The sequence below is a fragment of the Paenibacillus sp. FSL R7-0333 genome (assembly GCF_038000365.1).
In the GTDB taxonomy this organism is placed as follows: Bacteria; Bacillota; Bacilli; order Paenibacillales; family Paenibacillaceae; genus Paenibacillus_AQ; species Paenibacillus_AQ silagei.
Window position 1 is genome coordinate 4,619,467 of the sequence record NZ_JBBOBZ010000001.1, and the last position, 25,610, is coordinate 4,645,076.

A 25,610-nucleotide genomic window follows, 5' to 3' on the forward strand; every position below is an offset into this window, starting at 1 on the left:
CTAGACCATTTTCGAGAGTACCGTTCCCGCCAGCAGCTCCCCAAGTGTCTTATCGAGCGGCAGCGGCTTGTTGCCCAGGCAGGTGCGGAGCGCGGTCAGCAGTACCCGGACATCATATTTGCTGGGATGAACAGGAATCACTTCTTTGTCCAGCGCCAGCAGATTATAGACGGCCATCATTGCGGAGCGGACCGAATACTCCACGGTGAACACGCAGTCGTCCGGCACTTCGGCGAACTGGCCGAGGAAGGCTAGATTCACACTGCCCTGCGGCACGACCTGCGGACGGTCACCAAGAACGCGCGGCATGAACTGCGCAGTGATATAAGGCATCATACAAGGGATGACGTTAGTGGTATGCTCCAGAATCCCGGGAATGCGGTCCGCAAGACCCATATGGTAGCACAGTTCCTCCAGCAGCTCGCGTCCGGTGCAGTCGCTCATTTTTTTCTTGATATAGTCGCCTTCGGCATCCGGGAACAGGCCATACGCCCACAGTACCTTCACATTGTCTGGCTGGTTGATGAAATGCGGCTGCTTCGGTGCGGTCCAGGACATCATCCAGCTGGAGTCTTTGATCGTGACCACGCCGCCCATGCCGGGAGCATCTCCCGTCAGCTCCAGCAGATAAGGGAATACAATCTCATCATCGGTAAAAGTCATTGTGAACGACAGCCATTTGGACTTGTCGATATCCCCGCAGAACACTTCAGGGCGGCCGAAATCCGGGGATTTGGCAGCAAGCTTCTCCCAGAGGCTCCAGCACCCGCGTTCAGTAACGGACCGGTTCAGCACCGCCGGGTGGTCCAGATCGCCAAGGGTAGAATTCTCTGTCATTGAGCCGTTCGTGACCATGACCAGATCCCCGCGTGTCACCGGAATCGTCTTGGGGGAACCATTAACCTGCACCTGAATCGCGGTTACAACCTTCTCATCGCCGCTCATACTAAGCTCCAGATCCGTAACCTCATGCCCTTTGTCAAAATGAACGCCCTCACGCTCCAGCCATTTCATCAGCGGCAGGATCAGCGAGTCGAACTGGTTGTATTCGGTGTGCAAAATTCCTTTCAGCTGGTTCATCCCGGAGATCAGGTGCATGAACCGCTCCATATAACGCTTCACCTCTACCACGCTATGCCAATTCTCGAAGGCGAACATGGAGCGCCAGAAATACCAGAAATTCGTCTCCAGGAAGCTCGGGTCAAAAAACTGCTCAATCGTCACCGCGCCCAGTCTCTCTTCGGTAGCCAGCGTCAGCTTACCTAATTGCAGTGCATGTGCGGTAGAGAGCCCAAGCGATGAGAAGTCGGCGGGGGTGCCTTGCTTTTCGATCAAACGGCAATGCGATTCAATCGGTTCAGCCAGGTTCAGCTCCCGGAATTCATCCAGCACTGTCCGGTCCGGATTGGTCAGGGAAGGGATGAAGCCGAACAGCTCCATGAAGCATTCGAAGTGCTCTTCAATCTCGCGTCCGCCCCGGGCGCTGTAGCCGTCCTTGGCATTGCCCGCCCCGTCCATGGAACCGCCGTATACAGCTGATTGCTCCAGAATATGAATATTCCGGCCGGGCATATGCCCGTCACGGATCAGGAATGCCGCCGCCGACAGGGAGCCGATCCCTCCTCCGACGAGATAAGCCTTGCGTGAAGCGATGCCTTCCTGTACCTGCGGATGAATTCTTTGATATGTACCCATGTGTCCTCTTCCTTCCTTGATCAGGGGATAAGTGCCTGCTAACTGCCTTCACTATAACCGCCGTGAACCAGGGATTCTATGGACAGCCGGACGCAACTGTCTAGGGATTACACATCCGCCCGATATTGTGTCATAACTTCACCGGATGAACTGCAGACTGATAATGCTCAAGCCCCCGGGCAATGCATCCGTCCATAATCCGTGATACCTTGTCCACCACTCCGGCCGGATCTGTATTCGCCCCGGCTCTGAGCCAGTGGATCACCTGTTCAAGGATGGCCAGCGTGTAGAAATCGGCTATATCGAGTCTGGCCTGCATTCTCACAGGCTCCGGAATCTGCTCCTGTCCCGGCCACGCCTGCCCGTCCAGCTCCTCCACTACGCTGATCATGACGCGGTAAATTACCCCGTACAGGAATTGCTCCAGATGCTCGCGTCCCAGCGAATGGAAGGTATTCAGACAGATGGTTTTGTTATTTACGGTGTAACGCAGGACGCTTAAGAATCCTTGCTTCCAGCCCGCCCAGCAGCAGTATTGGTCCAGTCCTTCAATCACTTCTGACTTGTAGATCCAGCCGAGCAGCTCATAGATATCCTGAAAATGATTATAAAATGTATGGCGGGTCACCCCGCAATCTGCGGTGAGCTGCTGGATCGTTATTTTGTTCAGGGGCTTGGTGAGCATAAGCTTCTTCAGAGACCGGGCTAACGCGTTCTTCGTTAAGAGTGAATTGGACATCTCTGCCTCCTGTGAGCGCTTGGATTTGATATTCCAATTATAACCAATTGGGAGTTTGTTTTCATCCCGCCTCCTCCGCAGCTCTTGTTACTCCCGCTCCCCCAGCCGGACTGCATAGGTCTTGTATCCCGCTTCGCTAATCTCAAGGCAGTTCAACTGCTCCCCGTACACACAGCCGCCGTCGATGCCTATTTTGTCGCCCAGCGGACTGAACCAGACGCCTGCCCCGTCCTGCAGATCTACCGTAGAGGTATGGCCGAAGACGACCGTCTTCTCCGTAGAAGTTACAGGATGATTGTAGAAAGGCTCCCGAATCCAGATAAAATCATACTCCCGCTGGGTCCGCCAGTCGGCAAGGGAAGGATCAATGCCCGCATGAACGAACAGATGGGTCTCCGTCTCATAGTAGTAAGGCAGCGAACCCAGGAAATCCAGATGCTCCTTATACTCCGTACGCATGAACCGCTTCATCTCCGTGTAATCCTTCCAGCCTGAATCCGGGTGCAGCAGCACCGAATCCCGCCCTCCGCAGTAGCTCAGAAGGGTGTGGAATCCCCCATTGGTTATCCAGTGGGTATCCCGCTTATCATCCTCTCCCGCCAGCGCATCGCAAGCCATCTGATCATGGTTGCCCCGCAGCACAATAACCCCCTCTGCTTCAGCAAGCCGCTTCACCTGCTCCACGACCGCTCTGCTGTCAGGCCCTCTGTCTACATAATCGCCCAGCAGGATCAATTGATCCTTGGATGGGTTATACTCCGCCCGGCGGAGCAGCAGGCTGAATTCCTCTATACAGCCGTGAATGTCACTGATCACTAATGTTCTGATGCCGCTCTCCTCCTTCTTCACTTGTAACTGTCTTGACCTGGAGTATTCATTATACTATATAGGCATAAAAAAGAGGTTCACCCGCCAAGCGTTCAGCTTAGCAGGGCAACCTCCTGGTTACATTCTATTCCATCCGCGCGGATGACGGGTGCTGTACCGGCCGTTCCGCAGCACGGTCCCAGCGCCAGAGGGCGTCATGCCCCTCCAGATGCAGGCCGCCGTACCATTCATCGATACTTTGCAGCTGTAGCCGGTCGGCTGCTCCGGCCAACACCTGCTCTCCCCATCCAGTCAGCGTAACGCTGCGATGCAGGAATTCCGGTACTTCCCTGTAATCTGTTAGCTCTGCTACACCATCGATCTCAATCAGAGGCTTCTCCCCGGCTGTCAGTGTGCGCAGGATCTTCCAGTATTCCGTATCGCCCATGCCAAGCCGGTGCAGCTCATCCGTCACCTGCCGGAACAGCTTAAGCGGCGTGTCCATTCCATTAGCCACGGCTTGAAGGGTGGTCTGTTCGACGATCCCGAGACCATTCTCTACGGAAGGCAGGCGGGAGAGATGGGCCATGAAGGCGTCATAGGCAAAAGCAAGTGCGCCCCCCGCCAGCTCCTCCCGCTTCGCCGCAAGCAGGTCTGCGAGCTTCCGGGGATCGGCAGCGGCATAAACCTCCCACAGCAGGCTTCCCAGCTGCAGCTCCTTGCGGCCGATATTCCGCCAGGTTCCCGGCAGGGTACTCAGCTGAGCTTCCGTCAGCTGTCCCAGACCATGGAACAGCTCAATCCCGGGGAATTCTCCGATGCAGAGCAGGCTCAGCTTCGTGTTGCCCAGCTTTTGCCCATTGAACCAGTGTAATAGATAGGCCAGCATACTCTGGTCGAACAGATCATGCTCGAACCACAGCACCACCTCATCATACTGACGGAATCCGCTAATCCTCTGCTCCTGCTCCGCACAGCCCGCCATATATTCAGCCGCCGGAATGCCCATCGTGGCCTGTAGCACCTCAGCCCGCAGCTGCTGATTCTGCTCTGCCACCGGATCTATGAAAATCGGCCCCGCCGAATAGATCTCTCTCCACACCAGCACCTCCCCCTGGACAATCCCCTGCTTCAGCTTGTCTCCCACCGTGTCACCATTCACAATATGCAGCATTCGCTGTCCTCCCTCATGTAACAAATGAAATGCAGCCGCCAGATCGACAACAGGCAATGCCCCCTTCAGCTTGCGTCTGCCGTCATACAGCCTTTTCTTCAGCGTAGCAACGGAAAGGTCCAGATACACGGAAATCTCCTGAAGCGAGTACCCGTAGAAGTAGAACAATTGCAGCGGTACCCGCAGCTTGGCAGACAATTCCGACACTGACCTGTGGAGCACCTGCGTCCATTCTCTATGTTCGGCAATCTCCGCAACCCCTGGAGAAGAGCCCGCGACATGCACCGCCGCCTCCAGAGGCAGCAGGGCTTGACGCTTACGCCGCAGCAGCCGGTGACACTGTCTGACCACAATGGTTTTGAACCATCCCGGAAACGCCGCAGGCTCCTGCAGGCTGGCAAGGTTCATATACGCCTCCAGCAAGGCTTCCTGTACCGCGTCTTCCGCAAGCTGCACATCCCCGAGCATATCGTAGGCCACTACGTAAGCCATCCCCCGCACATGCCCGCTAAGCTCCCGGAAGGCTTCGGCATCGCCCTTCTGCGCCTTTTCAATCCAATGCAGCATACGTCTGCAAACCTCATTTCTGTATTTTTATCGTGTTCTAATGATAAGTGCCGGTCCGGGAGGAAAAGGTTACAAAGAGGGTGCAGAATGTATTGACCAGTGTTAGATTTATATTTTGGTAAATTAAATTTGCAATGATTATATTTATTTAAATCAATTTCGAATGATATGTGTTACTATTATTTCATTTAGCCAAGCTCGGAGGCCAAAACTGTTGCCCGGAGGATATTAAGTGATACCCACGGCCTATGTCAGCGAAGATAATACACTTTCAGGAGGCAAAACATTGAACCATACACCGGGCAAGCTTTTTCTCTCTACACTAATGATAGTAACTGCACTATATTCTTCTGCCGGAACAGCTTTTGGCGCAGCAGCTCCTCAATTAACTGGAATCACAGGCCACTGGGCACAAAATGAAGTTACCGACTGGGTTGACAAAGGGCTCATTCAGGGATACGCCGACGGTAGCTTCAAACCGGACAATAGTCTGAAAAGATCAGAGTTCATGGCGCTCATCAACCGCGCCTTCGGATTCACCGAGACGGCACCTGTTGCCTATAAGGATCTCTCTACAAGCAACTGGGCCTACACCGAGGTTGCCAAAGCCGTGAAAGCCGGATATATCAGCGGATATTCAGATGGTACCATCGGTACCGGCAAGACGATCAGCAGACAGGAAGCCGCAGTGATTATCAACCGGTTATTGAAGCTGGATGCCGCGCAGACCGGCGCTCTTTTCAGCGATTCCAAGGATATTGCCGCCTGGGCACTGGATTCTGTCAACGCCGTGGCTGCCGCAGGAGTCATGAAGGGTTACTCCGAAGATAACAGCTTCAGACCCGGCAGAGATATTACCCGTGCGGAGGCCGTAGTGTCCTTAACGCGCACCAAAGTTATTGAGGAAGCTCTGGCCAATACTCCTGGAAATGTTGGAGGCACCCCTTCAGCAACCATCTCTCCAACAGCTAGTCCAACTGCCACACCAACTGCTACACCTACGCCTGTCCGGAGCACCTATGTCCCTTCCGATCCAACGGCTACTCCTACAGCTACACCAGTAGCGACACCAACACCTGCAGTTACACCTACACCAGAACCTTCACCAGTTCCTACACCAGCACCTACTCCTGATCCGGGTGATACGTCAGCCCCTATACTCACAAGTGTGACCCTTGGAGCGGTGACTGTAGGAGACAATGTATATGGAACAAGCAACGAAGCGGGTTATTTGTATCTGGTCCCCTCCACAGTGGCCGTAACGACAACGGGTCTGGAAGATTCTGTTCATGCCGCTCTGGGTAAAAAGCTGGCGGTAACCGCCTCCGTCTATTCCCCGCTGAATACGCAGGGTCTGCCTGCCGGTCATTATATTGTGTATGCTGTAGATGGCTCCGGCAATATCTCGGCCCCTTCCAGCACGATTGAGGTTAGAGCGATTGAACTGACTATAGGGCTTCCTGCCTCCTTGACAGAGTCCAAAACCTATGACGGCACTGCTTCAGCAGCTGTAACCGCGAATTCGCTGACCGGTGTGCTGAGCGGTGACGATGTTGATGTTCATGCCTCTGCTGCCTACAACAGCGCAGCGCTTGGGGTGAACAAGACGATAACCGTTACCTACACATTAAGTGGAGCGCAGGCAGCCAGCTATATCGCACCAGCTCCCTATATCGTGAATACGGGCATTATCGCACTGAATCCATTAACCATCGCAGCCCCTAATTTGACCTTGGCAAAGTTCAAGGACGGAACCACTACAGCAGCAGTGACCCCCGGACAGCTTATAGGGGTAGTTCCCGGGGAAGATGTCACTGTGAGCGCCGTTGCCAACTATGACACATCAGCCGTTGGGACGAACAAGACCATAACTGTAGTCTATACGCTGAGCGGAACAGATGCGGGTAATTATATTGCACCTGCGAGCTACATTGTCACCAACGGGGAAATTGACCGGGATCAGATCACACGCTCCAGAGTCTATGACGGAACGACTGCGGCAGCGGTAATCGTTGGTGCGGTAAACGGTATCATCGACGGAGATGATGTGACTGTGCATGCCTCCGGGACCTATGACAGTCCTAATGTCGGTGTGAACAAAATCATCACCATCTCCTACACCTTAACAGGAGCAGATGCAGGTAACTATTTCCCACCTGTTAGCTATTCCATTAATACAGGTATTATCACAGCCTTACAGTTGGACATTACAGCACCCGTTCTCACAGAGTCTAAGCTCTATGACGGGAATACATCGGCCCAGATCACTCCAGGTACCCTGATCGGAGTTATTCCGGGGGATGATGTTACAGTGAACGCTACAGCAACTTATAACGATGCTGCTGTCGGCAGCGGCAAACTCATCACCGTGGTCTACACCTTATCCGGCGACGATGCCGGTAACTATGCGGCACCGGGAAATTATATGATTTCCACGGGTGTGATTGTAGCGCCTTAAGAAGATATCTCTGAACACAGGGTATGAATAAAAGCGTCCCGCGAGCCGTGAACCGGCTGGTTGGGGCGCTTTTGTTGTAATTGGTTGGGGTTGGATAAACTAGGCTACGAGTTAGCAATGAATTCGGGCGGAATATCGTCTGCGAGCCAGATATTATGATTTCCGTGATAGAACTTGATTCCTTCCTGTGCGGCCCGCCCGGCATCGATGGTTAAGATCACAGGACTTGAGTCCTTTCGTCCTCCCACCAGCTTCGCTGTATCCGTATCCACCGAGAAATGAACATACTGCCTCTTCATGGGTTTCAGTCCTTCGTGCAGAATCGTCTCCACCCATTGCCTGGCTGTACCGTGGTACAGAATGGGGGGCGGAGTTTCATTTTGCTTGATTATTTTTTGCGGGACAGAGTGACCATACAGCGCCCTGATTCTGCCATCCGCAAGCTCATGCCGCTGCTTATCCGATGCTGCGATCATCTTGTCCAGATCCTCTGCACCGACCGATTCCCACTTCTTGTCCTGATGCAGCGAGTGGAGCAGTTGCTCGATATGCACCCATCCCTGTGCATCCAATTCCAGTTCATATTCCCACGGTGCGTGACGCAGGGCGTAGGAGACCTCTTTGCTGAGCTTTGCATAATCCACCTGTGTTTAGCCCTCCATAGTCATTTAGCATTGTTGTCAGTATTCAAAATCATCGATTGTTACGAGTTTAGCCTAGTTTAGCATATGTGAAGCTTCCGGTATAACCACGCGCAAAGCCATAGGCGTGCTCCGTCAACAAGCAAAGAGGACTGAGATTCAGCTATGTCTGCGTATGAGCCGGATATGCCGGGGCACGCGGACACAGAATCCGCTATGTGACCAGATTCCGCTTGATTAGGAGCCGGATAGACAAGATAAGGGAATCTCAGTCCGTTTCAGGCTCAAAAAGAGACGTTTCGGCCAAATAAGGGAATCTGAGTCCGGTTCGTACAATGATCGGCAGTGAGGGGCATGGTCTCACTTTGAGCGCACGAAAAAAGCCGCCCCTCTAGGAGGCGGCCCCCTTGCACCCGTCACTGTACATCACATACTTAACTCTTGCTAAGCACCACAGCTAACCCGACTGCTGTATCGGACTTACTGAGCTGCGGCAGTATCAGCCGAGACGCGCTGTAACTTCCACTGCTACTGCGCAATCTGCTCGCGGATGTTCGCGAGGATTTTCTTCTCCAGCCTCGACACCTGCACCTGCGAGATGCCGAGGCGGCTGGCGACTTCCGACTGGGTCTGATCGCGGTAATAGCGCAGATACACGATCAGACGCTCGCGCTCGGTTAGCGCACCGATGGCCTCGTTCAAGGCCAGCTTGTCGAACCAGCGCTCCTGCGACTCGTCGGCGATCTGGTCGATCAGCGTGATCGGATCGCCGTCGTTCTCGAAGACGGTCTCGTGGATCGAAGTCGGCGGCTTGTTGGCTTCCTGGGCGAAGACGATTTCTTCGGGCGTGACGCCCAGCGCTTCGGCCACTTCACCGATGGTCGGGAGGCGGTCGAGCGTTTTGGACATCTCATCCTTCATCTTGCGCACCTTGTTGGCCATCTCCTTCAGCGAGCGGCTGACCTTGAGCGTGCCGTCATCGCGGAGGAACCGTTGGATCTCGCCGATAATCATCGGCACCGCATAGGTGGAGAACTTGACCTCATAGCTGAGGTCGAATTTATCAACGGACTTCAGCAGTCCGATACAGCCGATCTGGAACAAATCATCCGGTTCATATCCGCGGTTCATAAACCGCTGCACCACTGACCAGACGAGGCGGATATTGCAGTTGACCAGCGTGTCGCGGGCCGTATGGTCCCCGGCTTGACTGAGCGCGATTAGACGTTTGACCTCCGCATCGTCCAAATAGGTCGGCGGAGCTTTTTTTGCTTCTGCATCCATGGCTCCAACCCCTAATTGTATAAAGCTTTTTTCGAGACGATGGTTTTCTTCATGGAGATTGAGGTTCCGCGTCCCGGTTCGCTGATAACCTCGAATTCATCCATGAAATTCTCCATAATGGTGAAGCCCATACCTGACCGCTCCAGCTCCGGCTTCGAGGTATACAGCGGCTGCTGGGCCAGCTCCAGATCCTCAATGCCCCGGCCCTTATCCTCAATCGTCAGATGCACGGTCTCATTCTCAAGGGAAGCGGATATGCTGACAACACCTGCGGGATCACTGTCATAACCGTGAATAATACAATTGGTGACAGCCTCCGAGACTACCGTCTTCAAGTCATTCAGCTCCTCCATCGTCGGGTCGAGCCGGGAGACAAAGGCAGCCACTACCACACGCGCGAACGATTCATTCTCCGACAGCGCAGCAAACTGGACACTCATGAAGTTACGAGCTTCGCTACTAGTCATAACGCGACCTCCAAATCCGAGAGTGCAGCGCTCTCGTCGTCATATAGGGGCATGATTTTGAACAGGCCCGACATTTCCAGCAGGCGCTTCACAGGCGCTGTGGCATCGCAGACTGCCATTTTGCCGCCCTTACTGCGGATCAGCTTGTACCGCCCCAGAATCACTCCGAGACCCGAGCTGTCCATGAACTGCAGCTCCTTCAGACTCAGGATCAGATGCTCCACCTGGCCCCGCATAATCGCTTCATCCATATCCATACGTACATAATCGGCTGCGTGATGGTCCAGTTCCCCGGACAACCGGACAATCAGCACACCCCGGTGATGCTCCATCTCCACATGAGAATTCATGCTTGCCACTCTCCTCTTCGTTGCTTGGACAACCGCCCTGTAACTATTTCTTTCCCCTACAAGGACAAGGTTTCTACACCGCAATTGAGGATTCCTGCCTCACGACAAAACTAGAAGAAAACCCCTAAGAACTTACACAAAGCCCCCGGTTCAATCTACAAAATGCAAGAAATTAATCATTCGTAAACATAGCGCCCGTTGCCCGCTTGAACAGCTTCCACCAGCCCGCCTTGGCTACCGTTTCGCCTGCCTTCAACTCGTATTCCTTCAATACATCGTTCCCCTGGTAGACCACCAGCTTGCCGACCGTCTGGCCTTCGGCCACCGGAGCCTTCACCTGCTCATTCAGCACCAGCTCATGGCGGATACCCTCCTGGGTCACTCCTTTGCGGAGCAGGACACTATAGTCTTCCTTCGCCACCAGCGGGAGCTGCGACTTCACGCCCTTCTCAACCCTCACCGTGCCGATGGTGTCGCCTTCCTTGTGAATCGTATGCAATTTATATTGGGAAAAGAGGTAGTCGAACATCGCCGAGACCTCGCTGTTGCGGGTCTTGGTGTTCGGCTCGCCCAGCACCACTGCTACAGCGCGCAGGCCGTCTCTGGCCGCTGTCGCCGACAGGCAGAACTTCGCTTCGGACGTATATCCCGTCTTCAGCCCGTCAGCCCCCGTGTAGAACCGCACCAGCTTGTTGGTGTTGACCAGCCAGAACGGCTTGGTGGAATCCTTGCGCAGGTAATCCTGATAAGAGCCGGTGTATTTGATAATCTGCTCATGCTTCAGCAGCTCCCGGCTGATGACGGCAATATCATGCGCGGAGGAATAATGATTCGCAGCCGGCAGGCCGTTGCAGTTGGCGAAATGAGTATCCTTCAGGCCCAGGTCCTGCGCCTTCTGGTTCATGAGATCGACGAAGGCGCTCTCCGAGCCGGCGATTTTCTCCGCCATAGCTACGGAAGCATCATTGCCGGAGGCCATCGCGATGCCCTTCAGCATATCGTCAACCGTCATTTCTTCACCCGGCTCCAGAAAAATCTGTGAACCGCCCATCGATGCCGCATACTCGCTGGTCCGCACCTTGTCGGTCAGCTGCAGTTTGCCCTCGTCCAGCGCCTCCACCGTCAGCAGCATGGTCATAATCTTGGTAATACTGGCCGGCGGAAGTTTATCATGGCTGTTCTTCTCATAGATGACCGTGCCCGTGCTGGCATCCATCAGAATGGCAGAACGTGCCCCCGGCGCCAGCTCCGCAGCCGCCCCGCCGGCATTGCCGGAATTTGCGGTGCCTTTGGCTTTTTCCTCGGCCCAGGCTCCGGTAGCGCCTCCCAGAACCGATACAGCAATGCACAGCACAAGCGTTACATAACGAATTTTCCTCACAATGGTTCCCCTCCTGAACTTAACCTTCATTTCACAGGTACTGTGTTCCAGTTTCGTCAGAATCGCAGGAAATTATTCCATTTCACGCACAAAAAAAAGAGCCTCCCCCGGTATCTTCACAGATACTTGAGAAAGCCCCTTTCCGGTACTGCTATGAATAGCTTAGCCGCCGATAGCCAAAGCGCTGAAAATAACAGGTCCCACCACTGTGGCAACGGAGCCGACATCCTGGTTCTCTACAATCAGCTGATAGTTCTGGACACCGGCCGGGACGTTGATATCTACCATATGCAGCGAGATAATACCATCGTCATTGAAATTCTCCTCCAGCTCTACCCGTGCATAGAAGATTTCGGTACCTGCCCGCCAGATGCGGACCAGCACATTGGGCGTATCCAGAGTAACATCCACGCCGATGGTGGCTTTCAGTTCCACCTTATTGGGGAAATGTCCTGGAACTGCGGGATTAATATACACCGATGTTCCTGCAATCTGTATACCAGCCGGAGAAATAGGAACAGGGATGGAGACCCCGTTAGTAATAGGTGTAACTACGGATGCGTTATAATCCAATAGTGTTTTGGCCATGCGTTATCACTCCTTTTCATATTCTACTAAAGTATATGAAAGATATGAAAAAGAGCTTGTGCATTTCTATTACTAGTCCACCTATTTATTAACGTGCGTTGCTATAATTCACTGCCGGACGGCTGCCGCCCTTATGCCCGAGATACAGTCTGGACAATAGAGGAGAGCGCACCGCCCAATTGGCGGCCAGCAGCGGCACCCCCACTCCAATCAGCGTAAAGGGCAACAGCCCGTAATCCGTCCCGAGGAGATATTTGAGCCCGTAATTCAAAGGCAAATGCAGGTACATGATCGCAATGGAGTTACGTCCCAGGCTGCCCATCCAGTCCAGCGGAACAAGCTTCGAGAGACGGTACACAGCGGCGCAGATAGTCAATGAGATGAGTAGCGGCACGGCCAGATCGAGCAGCAGCGAAGTATACTCCTTGTATTTCATATTCAGGCTGTATTGAAGGACACCAGTCCGCTCCAGCAGCAGCACAAGAGCACATAACGGAAGGAGCACCGGCAGCGCCGAATAGCGGCGGATGAGCGCAGGGATCATCTGTTTGCCGTAGAATCCGATCGCATAATAAGTAATGGCGAGCAGGGACACATCTGCATTCCAGGGAAGATTGAAGTTCCTGAGCGCGGTCAGGGAGATGAGATGTGACAGGAGATAAGCAGAAGCGATCAGGAGAAATTGCGTGCGGCGGGAATAACGGACAATGTATCCGAAGAGCAGCTGTGTGAACAGCAGGCAGGTGATGAACCAGAACACCCCGTAAGGACCCGTAAGTGACAGTCCCCCGTAGAGCAGTCTCGCTACATTCTCGGCGAACCCTCGTATACTGAAGTTGAACAGCAGCAGCACTGCCGCAATCAGGAGTCCGTAGGCAAAATAGGGAGTCATCAGCCCCTTGGTCCGTTTGGCCGCCCAGCCCAAATACCGCCCGGGTTCAACCGGCTTAAATACAAGTCCGCTAAGCATGAAGAACAAAGGCATCCGGAACCAGGACAGATAATGATTCGCTGCCGCATCGCCGGAGTGGCCCATTACTACAAAAATAATACTGAATCCCTTGGCGGCATCAATCCATAATTGTCGTGGTTTGTTCACGTCTTCCTCCCATCTCCTCCCAAATCAGTTTTAATTTAAAGTAATTATAAAAGGGTTTGTTTTTATTTTCAAATTCCGATGAAATATTTCAGTGTTATTTCTGAAAGGATATTCACTTAACAACGGAGCAAACTCTGTAAAAATAAGTCATTCTGCCTAGACGGGAGACGTTGTCCCATCCGGGTAATAAATAGGGCTAAAGTCCGGCGGTGTTGCCGGTGACGTAGCGGGCAGAAAAAGCGTCTGGTATGGTGCGGGGAAGTAGGAGGCGGGATGCCGAATGTGGTCGGTTTTTCGATTACATTTGGACCACACGCATCCGCAGCGCCGAATGTGATCGGTTTTCCGATTACATTTGGACCCACGTAACTCGGCAGCGCCGAATGTGGTCGGTTTTCCGATTACATTGGACCCACGCAACTCCGCAGCTCCGAATGTGGTCGGTTTTCCGATTACATTTGGACCGCGCGCCTCCGCAGCTCCGAATGTGGTCGGTTTTCCGATTACATTTGGACCACGTGCCTCCGCAGCGCCGAATGTGATCGGTTTTCCGATTACATTTGGACCACGGGCCTGTGTGTGAGCATATTGCATGCTGTTTTCAGCATACATTAGTCCACGGGCCTGTGTGTGAGCATATTGTATGCTGTTTTCAGCATACATTCGGTCCACGGGCCTGTGTGTGTGCATATTGTATGCTGTTTTCAGCATACATTCGGTCCACTTGTCTTCGCCCGGTCCATTGTATGCTGTTTTCAGCATCCAGCAAAAGCAAAGAGCCACCCGCTGCCGGATGGCCCCTCCTCACACTGCACATATGCTTAATACAAATGACAGGCCACCTGATGGCCTGAGTCCAGCTCCCGCAGCACCGGCGCTTCCGACTTGCAGCGGTCCATCGCATGCGGACAGCGGGGGTGGAAGGCACAGCCTGTGGGCGGAGTCTCAGGGTTCGGAACATCCCCGGTCAGGACGATGCGCTGCTTTTTCAGGCCCGGATTCGGCACCGGAACGGCAGACATCAGCGCCTGGGTATACGGATGCAGCGGCTTCGCGAAGAGTGCCTTCGTCGGCGCCAGCTCGACAATCCGCCCCAGGTACATGACGGCCACCCGGTCGCTGATGAACTTCACGACTGACAGGTCATGCGAGATGAACATATAAGTGAGGCCGTATTGCTCCTGCAGATCCTGCATCAGATTCAGCACCTGGGCCTGGATGGAGACATCCAGTGCCGATACCGGCTCATCGCAGACAATGAACTTCGGATTCAGCGCAAGCGCGCGGGCAATCCCGATCCGCTGCCGCTGGCCGCCGGAGAATTCATGGGGAAAACGGTGGGCCTGATAGGGGGACAGACCCACCACCTCCATCAGTTGCTCGACCCTGCTCTTCAGCTCTCCGGCGGGAGCCGATCCGTGGGTACGGAGCGGTTCCTCCAGAATGCGCTGGACGGTCCAGCGGGGGTCGAGCGAAGCGTAAGGGTCCTGGAACACCATTTGCATATCGGTACGGAACTTGCGCAGCTGCTCGGTATTCAGGCTGCGCACATCAGTGCCGCCGAATATAATCTCGCCTTCTGTCGGCTCAATCAGCCGCAGAATGGCCCGGCCGGTGGTCGATTTCCCGCAGCCGGATTCTCCGACCACAGCCAGCGTCTCTCCCTGCTCTACGGATAAGGTTATGCCGTCAACGGCTTTGACTGCACCCACCTGCTTAGAGAAGAAGCCTTTGCGGATCGGATAATGCTTCTTCAGATTGCGGACTTCCAGTAATGTGGTCATAGAACCCCCTCCTGCTGCAGGATACAGCGGCATGTGTGGCCCGGCTGCACCTCAAGCAGCTCCGGGAGCTGCTCCCGGCAGCGGTCCACCGCTACCGGACAACGCGGTGCGAACCGGCAGCCGGGCGGCTGGCTGGCCGGATTCGGCACCTGGCCCGGTATCGAGCTGAGGCGGTCCTCATCCCCCGCCAGCTGGGGCAGGGAAGCCAGCAGCCCTTGAGTATACGGGTGCAGCGGCTGGCTATACAGGGTAGCCACATCCGTCTCCTCGACGATCTGACCCGCGTACATGATGACGACCCGGTCACACATCTCAGCAACGACCCCCAGATCATGCGTGATCATCAGGATTGACATGCCCTCGTTCTTTTGCAGATCCCGCATCAGATCAAGGATCTGCGCCTGAATCGTCACATCCAGCGCCGTAGTGGGCTCATCGGCAATCAGCAACTGGGGATTGCAGACCATCGCCATTGCAATCATCACCCGCTGCCGCATCCCGCCGGAGAGCTGATGGGCATACTGCTGGGCAATCTTTTCCGGCCGGGGAATCCCTACCTTGCGCAGCATCTCCACCGCCCGCTCAGCCGCCTCCTTCTTGCTCAGCTTCAGATGGTAACGGGCGGATTCGGAGATCTGGCGGCCGATCTTGAACACCGGATTCAGCGAGGTCATCGGCTCCTGAAAAATCATCGCAATCCGGTTCCCCCGGATATTCCGCACCTCATTCATCGACATCTCCAGCATATCCTTGCCCTCGAAGCGGATCTGGCCGGAAGCAATCCGGCTGATCCGTTTGGGCAAGAGCTGCATGATTGAGAGTGAGGTAATGCTTTTGCCGCAGCCCGATTCGCCTACAATGCCCAGTGTCTCTCCCTTGCGCACTGACAGACTGATGCCGTCCACCGCACGGATTGTACCCGCCGCTGTCTGAAATTCGGTGCATAGCCCTGATACTTCCAGCAGTTCTGTCATGATTGCCCCTCCTTAAATATCCCTGCACAAATTAAAACTTGAAGCTTCGTCGTCACTGCGGTGAACATTTGGACTTCCGGCCGCTGTTGTCCCCAGATTTCTTGATTCAATCCGCTGTTCGCGGGTGAAATCCGGTGACAAAGGCGCTCGCTACCGCTCCTTCAGTTCCAAATTTCCCCTCCGCTTCTTTTGCTTTTTGTTTATTTCTTTAGTACCTCTTATATAAATCGGTTCCCTTGTTGTGTAATTAGCTCTCTTTATCCTCTACGCCCAGATATTTCAGCGCCGTCAAGGCATACACCTTCGCACACTGGATAATCTGCCAGACAGGAGCTTTCTCGTTGAAATTATGAATGGTTGACAGCTCGGCCGGTCCGTATTGCAGCACGGGAATGTTATGAGTGCGGAAATGGCGTGCATCGCTGGAAGCCCATTGCAGCACACCGTAGGCTTCTTCCCCGCTTACCTCACAGATACTCTCAACCAGGTCCTTGACCACCGGCTCCTCATTAGAGGTCCAGTTGGCATTGCCCTGGAAGCCGAAGCCCTTCACCTCCGATTCAATGCCGGCTTCAAGCAGCAGGGAGCGGGCACGGTCCAGCACATCCCGGTAGTCTACCCCGAAGGGTACGCGGGAATCGACCTGAATCGTGCAGCGGTCCGCCACTACGTTCACTTTGGTTCCGCCCTGAATCGTTCCGATGTTGACCGTCACATGGTCGAATACCTGATAGGCGAGGGAATCTTCTTCTTCGCTGCCCTTCACGTAATCCTGCGAGATGCGAATAATCTCCTGAACTTCCTCGGGAATGTCCACTTTGATATCCCATAGCCGCTGTAAGGCTTCAATCCCTTTGGCGGCCTTCACAATGGCGCTGTCTCCAACCACAGGCGACAAGCTGCCGTGACCCGGTGTGCCTTCCACGGTGAATTCGAACCAGCAGCTGCCCTTTTGCCCGATGGTCGGGTTCAGCGGGCCGGAAGGCTCGGCAATCACAGCAGCGGTTCCGGTAATCAGGCCGCGCTCCAGCACCCAGGGAACCCCGAGATGACCGCCGGTCTCTTCATCGGGCACGATCAGCAAGGAGAGATCCCCTTTTAGCGGAACGCCCAGCTTCGACAGCAGTGCAGTGACGTAGATTAACCCGGCCAGGCCCGCTTTCATATCCGAAGCCCCTCTGCCCAGCAGATAGCCATCCACGATATCGCCGCAGAACGGATCGAAATCCCAGCGCGAGCGGTCTCCCGCCGGAACGACATCGGTATGTCCGCAGTAAATCAGCTTTTTGCCGGTGCGCTCCTCCGCGCCTGCGCCCAGTGTGGACACCAGATTGAACATGGTTTCGGTGGCCGGATAGATCGCGGTATCGATACCGGCTTCTTTCAGATAACCAATAATATAAGCGCTGATCTCCCGTGAATCGCCCGGCGGATTCTCCGAAGGGTAACGGATCAGCTGAGAGCAGAGCGCAAGCAGTTCCTCCTGCCCGGCATCAATGGCTTCCAGCACTTTGCTTTTCCAGTCTGTCATGGGTTACGAATTCTCCTTTGTGTTCCAGGCTGCACGCCTTGCGGCTGGCAGGAGGAACTGTGAATTTGTGACAAAGAAGAGGGACAAGGCCTAAGGCCTGCCCGCTCTCTTTTAGCCAAACCTGCTTATTCTGTAATCGACAGCGGATAGAAGCGGATGACTTCGTCCGGGTAGAAGGCGTAGCCGCTGATCTTATTGCTCATTCCGACAATGCGGTTATACTCGTAGAGATACGCCCAAGGTGCTTCTGTCGTGATGATTTCCTGAGCCTGCTTGTAGAGCTCTGTGCGCTTCGCCGTATCTGTCTCCAGGTTCGCCTGCTCCCACAGCTTGTCTACTTCAGCATTCTGGTAGTTGATGTAGTTGGAAGAGCCCTTGCCGTACAGCAGGAAGCCGAGGTGATAGCCAGGATCATTGACGAAGGAAGTCCATTTGGAGATATAAGAGGTCAGATTATTGGTCTTCTGCTGCTCCAGGAACTGTGCGCGGGCCAGCTTGTTGATCTTCATGTTGACTCCGATTTTGGCCAGCTCAGCCTGGATCAGGACCGCATCATCTTCCCAGTCATCGAAGCCGGAGCCCAGCGTGAAGTCGAAGTCAAAGCCCTTCTCATAGCCTGCTTCCTTCAGCAGTGCCTTGGCCTTGTCCAGATTGTACTCATACACATAGCCTGCATCGGTGAAGCCCGGCGTGTTGCTGGCTACCGCACTCTTCATCTGCTTGGCCTGGCCGTACATCACCCCGCTCAGCAGCTGATCGTAGGGAATCGCATAGTTGATCGCCTGACGGACTTTTACATTGTCGAACGGCTTGACTTTGTTGTTCATGGCGAAGAACAGAATCCGGTTACTTGCATTGGAAGCAACGGTCAGCGCCTTATTGGTCTCAAGCGTTGACACATCCTTCGGAGGAATCTCAATCGCCATGTCTACATCGCCTTTACCCAGCAGCAGCACGCGGTTCGAAGCTTCCTTGGTGAACTTCAGGGTTACCTTGCCGAGGCTTGGCGCACCCTGCCAGTAGCTGTCATTAGCTGTGAAAACAGCTTCGGTAGCCGGGTCCCACTTCGTAAGCTTGAACGGGCCGGAACCGGCGGCATTCGTCTTCAGGTAGTCTGCACCCTGTGCTTCTACCGTCTTCTGGTCCACGATGGAGAAGGTGTACATCGCCAGAATCTGCAGGAAATTATGATTGGCATTAGTCAGAGTAACTTCAACGGTCGAAGCGTCTTTTACCGTCACTGATTTAATTGAAGCCATGCCGTAGAGGAAGCTGCCGGAGCTCGACTTCGCCACACGTTCAAAAGAGTACGCTACCGCCTCGGCATCCACCGGATTGCCGCTCTGGAAGCTCACGCCGGATTTCAGCTTGAACGTATACACCGTGTTGTCAGCATTCACTTCCCAGCTCTCTGCGAGCATGGGCTTGATGTCTTCGGTATTGGCGATGCTGGCGCCATTCTCGGTCTTGATGCCGTAGGTGACCAGCTGATCATAAGCGGCCAGCACAAGCGTATCGGAGGTCAGATCATTAGCTTCCGCCGGGTCGAGCGTGGTGCCGCCCTCGGAATAGGCCACCGTAAGGTTCTTTTTGACCGGGGCTGCTGTTGCTGCAGTATCCGTTCCTGCCGAAGTGGCAGCTGGGGTCTGCGGATTGGCGCTGCTGGCGCATCCGGCAAGCATGATTGAAAAAGCGACGAGTGTGGACAACAGTTTAACTTTTTTCATCGATAATTCCTCCCTTTTCTATATCCTGCCTGCATAACAACTACTTGTGCTGCTGATGATTGTCTGCCGCTTGCGCTCCAGCTGACGTTAATCTATCTATCTCTATCGGGACGGGCGGCCTTGGGGAATCCCCCTGCTCGCCTCATTTCCCCGAACGCAACCGCGGGTCAAGCACATCCCGGAAGCCGTCTCCGAGGAGGTTGAAGCCTAAGATGGAGGTGGCAATGCCGAGGCCTGGAAAAGTAACCAGCCACCATTGCCCGGAAATGATATATTCCCGGCCTTCGGAGATCATCGCGCCCCATTCGGCAATCGGAGGTCTGACCCCAAGCCCCAGGAAGCTGAGACTGGACGCGGTCAGGATGGCGAAGCCCATCCCGAGCGTAGCCTGCACCATTAGCGGCGCCAGAGCATTCGGCAGAATATGCCGGTACAGAATGACTCTATCCTTCACACCAATGGCCCGGCTGGCTTCGATATACTCCTTCTCCCGCAGAGAGACCGTCTGGCCGAACATCAGCCGGGCGAATTCGGGAATGCCGACAATGCCGACGGCGATCATTGCGCTGCTGAGTCCGGCGCCGATCGAGGCGGCAATCGCCATAGACAATACCAGTGACGGGAAGGACAACAATACATCCATGACCCGCATGATGATGGTTCCGGTCCGGCCGCCGTAGTAAGCGGCAATCCCGCCCAGCGGCATCCCGATCAGGAAGGAGATCGAGACCGCGATCAGGCCGGTCCAGATGCTGATCCGTGCGCCGTACAGCACCCGGCTGAGGATATCCCGGCCGAAGTTGTCGGTTCCGAACCAATGGCTGCCGGAGGGCGGCTGCAGCTTATTCGCCATATCTGTGACGAACGGATCATGCGGAGCCAGCCAGGGGGCGAAAATGGCTACCACGGTCCAGATCAGGATGAAGGTCAGCCCGATGGCCGCCAGGCGGTTGTGCAGCAGCAGGGATAATAGGGTCCGCGGCTTGGCCGGTGCGGGCTTCGCCGGGCTGCCCTGTGCTGAATGTGCTGCAGTGCTCACAAGCAATCTCCTCCTCTCACACAAGCTGTTCTATTCATAACGGATTCTCGGGTCAATGAACCCGTAGATCAGGTCGACCGCCAGGTTAATTCCGCAGTAGAGCACGGCACTGACCAGGGTGAACGCCTGGATCGGCGCGTAATCCGCTGCCAGTATGGAGTCGGTGACATAGCCGCCGATTCCCGGCCAGGAGAAGATCGTCTCTGTGATGACCGCGCCGCCCATCAGGAAGCCGAACTGGAGTCCGAGTACCGTTAGCGTGGGAATCAGCGCATTAACCAGTGCGTGCTTGTAGATGACGGCCGATTCCCGCAGCCCTTTGGCCCGGGCGGTGCGGACGAAGTCCTGATCGACCACCTCCAGCATGCTGGAGCGGGTCATCCGGGCGATGATCGCCATCGTACCGGTACTGAGGCAGATCGCCGGAAGCACGAGATGCGCGAGGCTGCTTTTAAGTGCAGCGGTGTCGCTGGAGAGTATACTGTCCAGCACGTACAGCCCGGTGATATGCACCGGTGGGTTGAGGTCCCCGCTGATCCGGCCCATCGGTGCCGGTGCCCAGCCCAGAATGGAGTAGAAGATATAGATGAACATCAGTCCGAGCCAGAAGATCGGCACACAAGCACCTATCAGGGAAAATACACGCGAGATGTGATCCAGTAGCGATTCCTTACGAGTAGCGGCCACAATGCCTACCGGAATGGCGATTAGAACCGCAATCAGGATGCTGGCCAGGGTCAGCTCAATCGTAGCCGGGAAGCGTGAGGCCAGGTCGCTGGCGACCGAATGTCCAGTGTGATAGGCATAGCCGATATCGCCTTGCAGCAGCTGCCCGATGTAAGCGAAGAACTGGATATACAGCGGCTTGTCCAGCCCCATATCCTGGCGGATCTTGTTCACAATCTCCTCCGGAGCCTGCTCTCCGGCCAGCATAATCGCAGGATCGCCCGGCAGGACTCTCGACAGAATGAAGGTGATGACGATAATGCCGAGCAAGGCTGGAATCATCTGCACCAATCTTTTTAATGTATAAGCAAACAATGAATCAACCCCCTTACGACTTCGACTGCTGTGCCTCTGTGACGGAATTCCGCTCTCATGTCAGGTAATACGTGTATGCTGTGTCTTATTAAAGTGTTGAGCTAATTCTACATAGAATTTCACAGCCCCTCTACGTCCCGTTCAGCTAAAAAAATGCACAACCGTTTGTCGATTGTGCACTATCAAGGACTATGAATGTTAGATTTACTCACACGACATTCCAGAAATCTTCCAAAGCGCCCTATTTTTCCTGGAGGTAATAGTAAATCAGGCACAAATGGCAGACGAACTGTTCGCGCGGATCATTCAGATCGAAGCCGGTGATATCCCGAATCCGCTCCAGCCGGTATTTGACGGAGTTGCGGTGGATATAGAGGCTGTTCGCCGTCTCAATCAGACTGCCCCGGCACTCCAGATAATGATAGAAGGTCAGCAGCATATTGCTGTCATGCTCCTGGTCATATTGCAGCAGCTTGCCCAGCTTGCGCTCGAACAGCTTCTCGAACCCCGGACCGCCCAGCCCCTCCAGCAGATGATAGACCTCCATCTCTTCGTAGCGGGTAATCCCGCCGGGGCCTTGTCCGAGTCTTCTGGAGATGGACAGTGCTTTGCGCGCCTCGTTATAGCTGGTGTGGATGTCCCAGAGATATTCCGAGGTGCCGATACCGCAGCGGTAACTGCTTAAGCCTTCTGCCTTGTCCTGTAGCCAGCCGCTCAGCGTCTTCTCCCACGGCTCCTCCGCGTCACCGCCCGGCGTGAACCTGCGCCCCTCCTGCGTAGGCAGGAACAGCACCGCCCGGCTCGAACGGTACTCGACGTGCGGCGTGACGCCGCGCTTCTTCGCCTCCCGCTCCAGCAGCCGGTTCACCGTCTCCTCGCTCGGCGCCGTCTCCCCTTCGATGACGGCCACCTCCCACTTGTGCTCAGGGTTCATCCCGAGCTGTCGGGCCCGCCGCTGCACCTCATGCCTCGACGGCAGCGGCGGGGTCAGCAGCTCATCAATGAAGTTGCCGCGCAGCCGGAATTCCGTATCCTCGGCTACCTTACGCCGCATTATTTCAAGGGCAAAAACAAGCCGGGCTTGCTCAATGCCCACCTCCTCCATATCATCCAGCCGCTCCTTGTCGACGAGCAGCCGGGCGACCGTCCGGCGGTCCACATGGATGTTCCAGCTAAGCGGAGAGTCGCTCTGGGTCCAGTCATAGTCTGCCGGGGAGGATACGATAATCTTCCGCTCCGTATCCACGAGTGCCACCGGGGCCTTAAGGAACTCGGCCACACTGTCGCTGACCGCCTGAATGCCGCTGTTCTCCAGCACCATGGTGGTCAGCGTGCGGTAGACCTCCTCCGCCCGGCGCAGCAGCATCGCCTGCCGTCCCAGCAGCAGCTCCATCACCGGCTGGGTGATATCCGTGTACGGAATCTCGGGCGGGATCTCCACAATCGGCAGACCGCAGGCATTGCTGGCCTCGATGGCCCCCTGGGGGATCTCCTTCAGGAAGCGGGCCGGCTTGATCGCCAGCGCCGCTGCGCCCAGATTATCAAGCGTATAGATCACCTCAGTCAGCAGCGAAGGATCATGGCGGATCGAATAGGCTGTCGTCAGCAGCATCACCCCTTCGCTGATCCAGCCCTTCAGATCCGGAACCTCCATAATATCCACGAACCGGACCACCCGGTCCAGCCCCTGCTCCCCGCTGATGACCTTCGCTTTCCCAAGAACCGAGAGCTCCATTAGCTCCCGCAGCGTAATTCCTCGTGTATTCACCCTTCCGCCTCCCTCTGCTGTCTTCAGTATTTCATGATTTTTCCTGAAATATGCCAATATGCCATGACAATGCCACCAGCCGACTTTTTGCGTTCCCGCTAGTTTATCAGAGATTCCCGCCGAGCCACAGGAAATTGATATCCAGTTACGGCAGATTTTCGGTGTGAAAGCGCATTAGGAAGAAATTGGATGAATGGGAGGGATGGGAAGCGGTTGCTGGGGGAGGCGGTGGGAAGGGGTGAGAGACGTAGGAGAGCGATAGAGAGGGCCATTGGGGAGTTGGTGAGAGGAACAGGTGGATTGAGGAGTGCGTGGGGCGGATCAAAGGGATTTATCCCTTTGATTTCGAGCGGCGGGCGCGTTTCGCGAGATTCAGAGGGATTTATCCCTTTGATTTCAGGCGGCGGGCGTGTTTCGCCGGATTTAGAGGGATTTATCCCTTTGATTTCAGGCCGCGGGCGCGTTTCGCGAGATTCAGAGGGATTTATCCCTTTGATTTCAGGCGGCGGGATGGCGTAAAGTAAGTTGTGTACCACAATTTGGAGCCTAGCCAGGCAACAAAAAAGTAGGGTATCCTCGGGTTTACCACAACACCAAGAAGGAGCCCTACTCGATGACTATTGTACCCGAACATATGCTAAATAATCTATTTGAAAAACTTGTTAAAGACTTCATGAAAGAGAATATGGAATCGCTGCTGCGTGCCGAAATCCAAGGGTTTATGGCGAGTGAAGAAGCCGGTGCCAGCAATAGCCGTAACGGATACTATACACGGGATCTGCATACGAGATACGGCCATATTGAGGATCTTCAGGTTCCCCGGGACCGCCAGGGTCTCTTTCAAACTCAGATGTTTGAACCGTACCAGCGGCGGGAGGGCTGGCTAGAGGAGGCGGTGATCCAGATGTATAAATCCGGCATGGGTACCCGAGATGTGGCCCGGTTTATTGAAAGCATGTTCGGCAGCCATTACTCGCCCACCACCATCAGTAACATCACCGCTACGGTGCTGGAGGACATTCACCAGTGGCAGAAACGCCCGCTGAGCAAGCGCTACTCTGTGATTTACCTAGATGGGCTGTACGTGAAGCTGAAACGGGGCACGGTCCGGGGCGAAGTCGTCTATTTTGCCATGGGAATCGACGAAGAAGGTCAGCGTCAAATCCTGGGGTTCTACGTGGGGGGTCAAGAGAGCTCGAATGGCTGGCGGGAGGTACTCAAAGATCTGTACGCACGCGGGGCCCAGGAAGTGCTGCTAGGTGTATTTGACGGACTGCCGGGGCTAGATGCGGCCTTTAAAGAAACCTACCCGCAGGCGGATGTGCAGCATTGTGTGGTGCACAAAGTACGAGCCACGTTACCCAAAATCCGGGTGGAGCACAAAACCGATGTAATTAAAGCCCTGAAGACCGTGTATGATGCACCGGATGAGGTCGTGGCCCGGGCGAACTTTGACACGGTGAAAGCGAAGTGGAATGCGTTATACCCGAAGGAAATGCGGTCTTGGGAGGAGCAGCTTTCGACGTTACTGACGTTCTACAAGTACCCGGAACCGATGCGTAAAGCGATTTACACGTCCAATCCCATCGAGCGAATGAACAAGGAAATCCGTAAACGCCTGAAGCCGATGAATAGTCTGACCAACATGGATGCGGCAGAAAAAATCGTGTATCTGGAGATGTTAGGCTACAACGAAAGGTTTGGACAGCGAGTCACCCCTGGCTTTGGGGTGGACACGGTGAAAAAGAAGCTCAGCCAGCTCTATGAAGCCCGCTACCCTTCGTTGCCGACAGCCGAAGAAGAGTAACTAATGAATCCAGTTTCTGGGGGTCGGGGTTCCCCCTCCCCCCAGAAACACTACACCCCCAACCCGTAACCCCGGGGAGGTACTTCTACTCATTTACACAAACTTCTTGACGCTACCGGCGGCGGGCACGTTTCACCGGATTTAGAGGGATTTATCCCTTTGATTTCGAACGGCAGATGTATGCAGATATGTTACCTATGGCTAAGTGCTCTAACCAAATTAGTTACTCTACACCTTCTGGCTATTTCCCATTCCATAGCGCTGCATCATACTCCCTATGTACCTGACCAACTATAATTTACCAGATTGCTCTCCTCACTAACTATTCTGTTCAGTACGGCTAAGCTTAACGATTCAACGGATCTGTAACTAACTATTCCCTAATTTATCTCCCCTCCCATTCACTGAACACAATAAATGCCAAATGTTACTCAAAAGATACTCATCCACGCCGCCCCACTCTCCTGCTTCCCCAAAGCTCTCCCCCGCCAATACTCCCCCCATAGTCAATCTGCCCAATTCAGGGGCACTAATGCTCCTCATTCGCTCCCTTTGCCCACTTTCGCTGAATTCAGGGGCACTTGTGCTCCTCATTCGCTCCCTTTGCCCACTTTCGCTGAATTCAGGGGCACTAATGCTCCTCATTCGCTCCTTTTGCCCGCTTACGCCGAATTCAGGGGCACTTGTGC

Annotated in this window: 20 protein-coding genes; 2 read left to right on the forward strand and 18 right to left on the reverse strand. The window is 54.7% G+C overall.

Going from position 1 to position 25,610, the window contains the following annotated elements; all coding sequences use genetic code 11:
* The 4 genes from MKY86_RS19605 to MKY86_RS19620 form a co-directional block, all read right to left on the reverse strand.
* Positions 1 to 1,695, reverse strand: coding sequence for an oleate hydratase (locus tag MKY86_RS19605; RefSeq protein WP_076084286.1), 1,695 nt, complete (start codon positions 1,693 to 1,695; stop codon positions 1 to 3).
* Between the two features lie 130 nt (positions 1,696 to 1,825).
* Positions 1,826 to 2,434 (reverse strand): TetR/AcrR family transcriptional regulator C-terminal domain-containing protein, encoded by a 609-nt coding sequence (locus MKY86_RS19610; protein ID WP_076084289.1) that lies wholly within the window; start codon positions 2,432 to 2,434, stop codon positions 1,826 to 1,828.
* Positions 2,435 to 2,521: 87 nt separating this feature from the next.
* Complete coding sequence (locus MKY86_RS19615) at positions 2,522 to 3,283, reverse strand: metallophosphoesterase family protein (protein WP_340827348.1); 762 nt, start codon at positions 3,281 to 3,283, stop codon at positions 2,522 to 2,524.
* Between the two features lie 103 nt (positions 3,284 to 3,386).
* On the reverse strand, positions 3,387 to 4,982 hold the full coding sequence (locus MKY86_RS19620) for a sigma-70 family RNA polymerase sigma factor (RefSeq protein WP_076084292.1): 1,596 nt from the start codon (positions 4,980 to 4,982) through the stop codon (positions 3,387 to 3,389).
* Positions 4,983 to 5,268: 286 nt separating this feature from the next.
* Here MKY86_RS19620 and MKY86_RS19625 point away from each other — a divergent pair, with 286 nt between their 5' ends.
* Positions 5,269 to 7,440: a YDG domain-containing protein gene (locus tag MKY86_RS19625; RefSeq protein WP_076084295.1), complete on the forward strand. Its 2,172-nt coding sequence runs from the start codon at positions 5,269 to 5,271 to the stop codon at positions 7,438 to 7,440.
* 104 nt (positions 7,441 to 7,544) lie between these two features.
* On the opposite strand, the gene MKY86_RS19630 is transcribed toward MKY86_RS19625, so the two are convergent.
* From MKY86_RS19630 to MKY86_RS19695, 14 genes are all read right to left on the reverse strand, one after another.
* Positions 7,545 to 8,084: an RNA 2'-phosphotransferase gene (locus tag MKY86_RS19630; RefSeq protein ID WP_076084298.1), complete on the reverse strand. Its 540-nt coding sequence runs from the start codon at positions 8,082 to 8,084 to the stop codon at positions 7,545 to 7,547.
* A gap of 525 nt (positions 8,085 to 8,609) precedes the next feature.
* On the reverse strand, positions 8,610 to 9,365 hold the full coding sequence (sigF, locus tag MKY86_RS19635) for an RNA polymerase sporulation sigma factor SigF (RefSeq protein ID WP_076084301.1): 756 nt from the start codon (positions 9,363 to 9,365) through the stop codon (positions 8,610 to 8,612).
* 11 nt (positions 9,366 to 9,376) lie between these two features.
* Positions 9,377 to 9,832, reverse strand: coding sequence for an anti-sigma F factor (gene spoIIAB / locus MKY86_RS19640; protein WP_036727460.1), 456 nt, complete (start codon positions 9,830 to 9,832; stop codon positions 9,377 to 9,379).
* Positions 9,829 to 10,182: an anti-sigma F factor antagonist gene (gene spoIIAA, locus MKY86_RS19645; protein ID WP_036727462.1), complete on the reverse strand. Its 354-nt coding sequence runs from the start codon at positions 10,180 to 10,182 to the stop codon at positions 9,829 to 9,831. Before spoIIAA ends, spoIIAB begins: the two co-directional genes overlap by 4 nt.
* Before the next feature lie 172 nt (positions 10,183 to 10,354).
* On the reverse strand, positions 10,355 to 11,593 hold the full coding sequence (locus MKY86_RS19650) for a D-alanyl-D-alanine carboxypeptidase family protein (RefSeq protein ID WP_083685674.1): 1,239 nt from the start codon (positions 11,591 to 11,593) through the stop codon (positions 10,355 to 10,357).
* Positions 11,594 to 11,725: 132 nt separating this feature from the next.
* Complete coding sequence (locus MKY86_RS19655; RefSeq protein ID WP_076084304.1) at positions 11,726 to 12,151, reverse strand: hypothetical protein; 426 nt, start codon at positions 12,149 to 12,151, stop codon at positions 11,726 to 11,728.
* 88 nt (positions 12,152 to 12,239) lie between these two features.
* Positions 12,240 to 13,250, reverse strand: a complete 1,011-nt coding sequence (locus MKY86_RS19660) for an acyltransferase family protein (RefSeq protein WP_076084307.1) — start codon at positions 13,248 to 13,250, stop codon at positions 12,240 to 12,242.
* 821 nt (positions 13,251 to 14,071) lie between these two features.
* Entirely contained in the window at positions 14,072 to 15,034 is a 963-nt protein-coding gene (locus MKY86_RS19665; protein WP_076084310.1) for an ABC transporter ATP-binding protein, read from the reverse strand.
* Positions 15,031 to 16,008, reverse strand: a complete 978-nt coding sequence (locus MKY86_RS19670; protein WP_076084313.1) for an ABC transporter ATP-binding protein — start codon at positions 16,006 to 16,008, stop codon at positions 15,031 to 15,033. Before MKY86_RS19670 ends, MKY86_RS19665 begins: the two co-directional genes overlap by 4 nt.
* 247 nt (positions 16,009 to 16,255) lie before the next feature.
* Positions 16,256 to 17,539, reverse strand: coding sequence for a M20 family metallopeptidase (locus MKY86_RS19675; RefSeq protein WP_076084316.1), 1,284 nt, complete (start codon positions 17,537 to 17,539; stop codon positions 16,256 to 16,258).
* A gap of 125 nt (positions 17,540 to 17,664) precedes the next feature.
* Complete coding sequence (locus tag MKY86_RS19680; protein ID WP_076084319.1) at positions 17,665 to 19,266, reverse strand: ABC transporter substrate-binding protein; 1,602 nt, start codon at positions 19,264 to 19,266, stop codon at positions 17,665 to 17,667.
* Between the two features lie 142 nt (positions 19,267 to 19,408).
* Positions 19,409 to 20,305, reverse strand: coding sequence for an ABC transporter permease (locus tag MKY86_RS19685; protein WP_036727473.1), 897 nt, complete (start codon positions 20,303 to 20,305; stop codon positions 19,409 to 19,411).
* Positions 20,306 to 20,335: 30 nt separating this feature from the next.
* Complete coding sequence (locus MKY86_RS19690; RefSeq protein WP_340827350.1) at positions 20,336 to 21,346, reverse strand: ABC transporter permease; 1,011 nt, start codon at positions 21,344 to 21,346, stop codon at positions 20,336 to 20,338.
* Positions 21,347 to 21,587: 241 nt separating this feature from the next.
* The gene (locus MKY86_RS19695; protein ID WP_076084340.1) at positions 21,588 to 23,114 is read right to left on the reverse strand and encodes a PucR family transcriptional regulator; all 1,527 of its coding nucleotides are present in this window, start codon (positions 23,112 to 23,114) and stop codon (positions 21,588 to 21,590) included.
* A 613-nt stretch (positions 23,115 to 23,727) separates the two neighbouring features.
* Here MKY86_RS19695 and MKY86_RS19700 point away from each other — a divergent pair.
* On the forward strand, positions 23,728 to 24,921 hold the full coding sequence (locus tag MKY86_RS19700) for an IS256 family transposase (protein WP_076086938.1): 1,194 nt from the start codon (positions 23,728 to 23,730) through the stop codon (positions 24,919 to 24,921).
* Positions 24,922 to 25,610 lie beyond the last annotated feature (689 nt).

What these genes read in the sequence shown, in the direction of transcription:
- MKY86_RS19605 (WP_076084286.1), bottom strand. Translation starts at nt 1,695, where the DNA reads ATGGGTACATATCAAAGAATTCATCCGCAGGTACAGGAAGGCATCGCT.
- MKY86_RS19610 (WP_076084289.1), bottom strand. Translation starts at nt 2,434, where the DNA reads ATGTCCAATTCACTCTTAACGAAGAACGCGTTAGCCCGGTCTCTGAAG.
- MKY86_RS19620 (WP_076084292.1), bottom strand. Translation starts at nt 4,982, where the DNA reads ATGCTGCATTGGATTGAAAAGGCGCAGAAGGGCGATGCCGAAGCCTTC.
- sigF (WP_076084301.1), bottom strand. Translation starts at nt 9,365, where the DNA reads ATGGATGCAGAAGCAAAAAAAGCTCCGCCGACCTATTTGGACGATGCG.
- spoIIAB (WP_036727460.1), bottom strand. Translation starts at nt 9,832, where the DNA reads ATGACTAGTAGCGAAGCTCGTAACTTCATGAGTGTCCAGTTTGCTGCG.
- spoIIAA (WP_036727462.1), bottom strand. Translation starts at nt 10,182, where the DNA reads ATGAATTCTCATGTGGAGATGGAGCATCACCGGGGTGTGCTGATTGTC.
- MKY86_RS19650 (WP_083685674.1), bottom strand. Translation starts at nt 11,593, where the DNA reads ATGAAGGTTAAGTTCAGGAGGGGAACCATTGTGAGGAAAATTCGTTAT.
- MKY86_RS19655 (WP_076084304.1), bottom strand. Translation starts at nt 12,151, where the DNA reads ATGGCCAAAACACTATTGGATTATAACGCATCCGTAGTTACACCTATT.
- MKY86_RS19665 (WP_076084310.1), bottom strand. Translation starts at nt 15,034, where the DNA reads ATGACCACATTACTGGAAGTCCGCAATCTGAAGAAGCATTATCCGATC.
- MKY86_RS19670 (WP_076084313.1), bottom strand. Translation starts at nt 16,008, where the DNA reads ATGACAGAACTGCTGGAAGTATCAGGGCTATGCACCGAATTTCAGACA.
- MKY86_RS19675 (WP_076084316.1), bottom strand. Translation starts at nt 17,539, where the DNA reads ATGACAGACTGGAAAAGCAAAGTGCTGGAAGCCATTGATGCCGGGCAG.
- MKY86_RS19680 (WP_076084319.1), bottom strand. Translation starts at nt 19,266, where the DNA reads ATGAAAAAAGTTAAACTGTTGTCCACACTCGTCGCTTTTTCAATCATG.
- MKY86_RS19700 (WP_076086938.1), top strand. Translation starts at nt 23,728, where the DNA reads ATGACTATTGTACCCGAACATATGCTAAATAATCTATTTGAAAAACTT.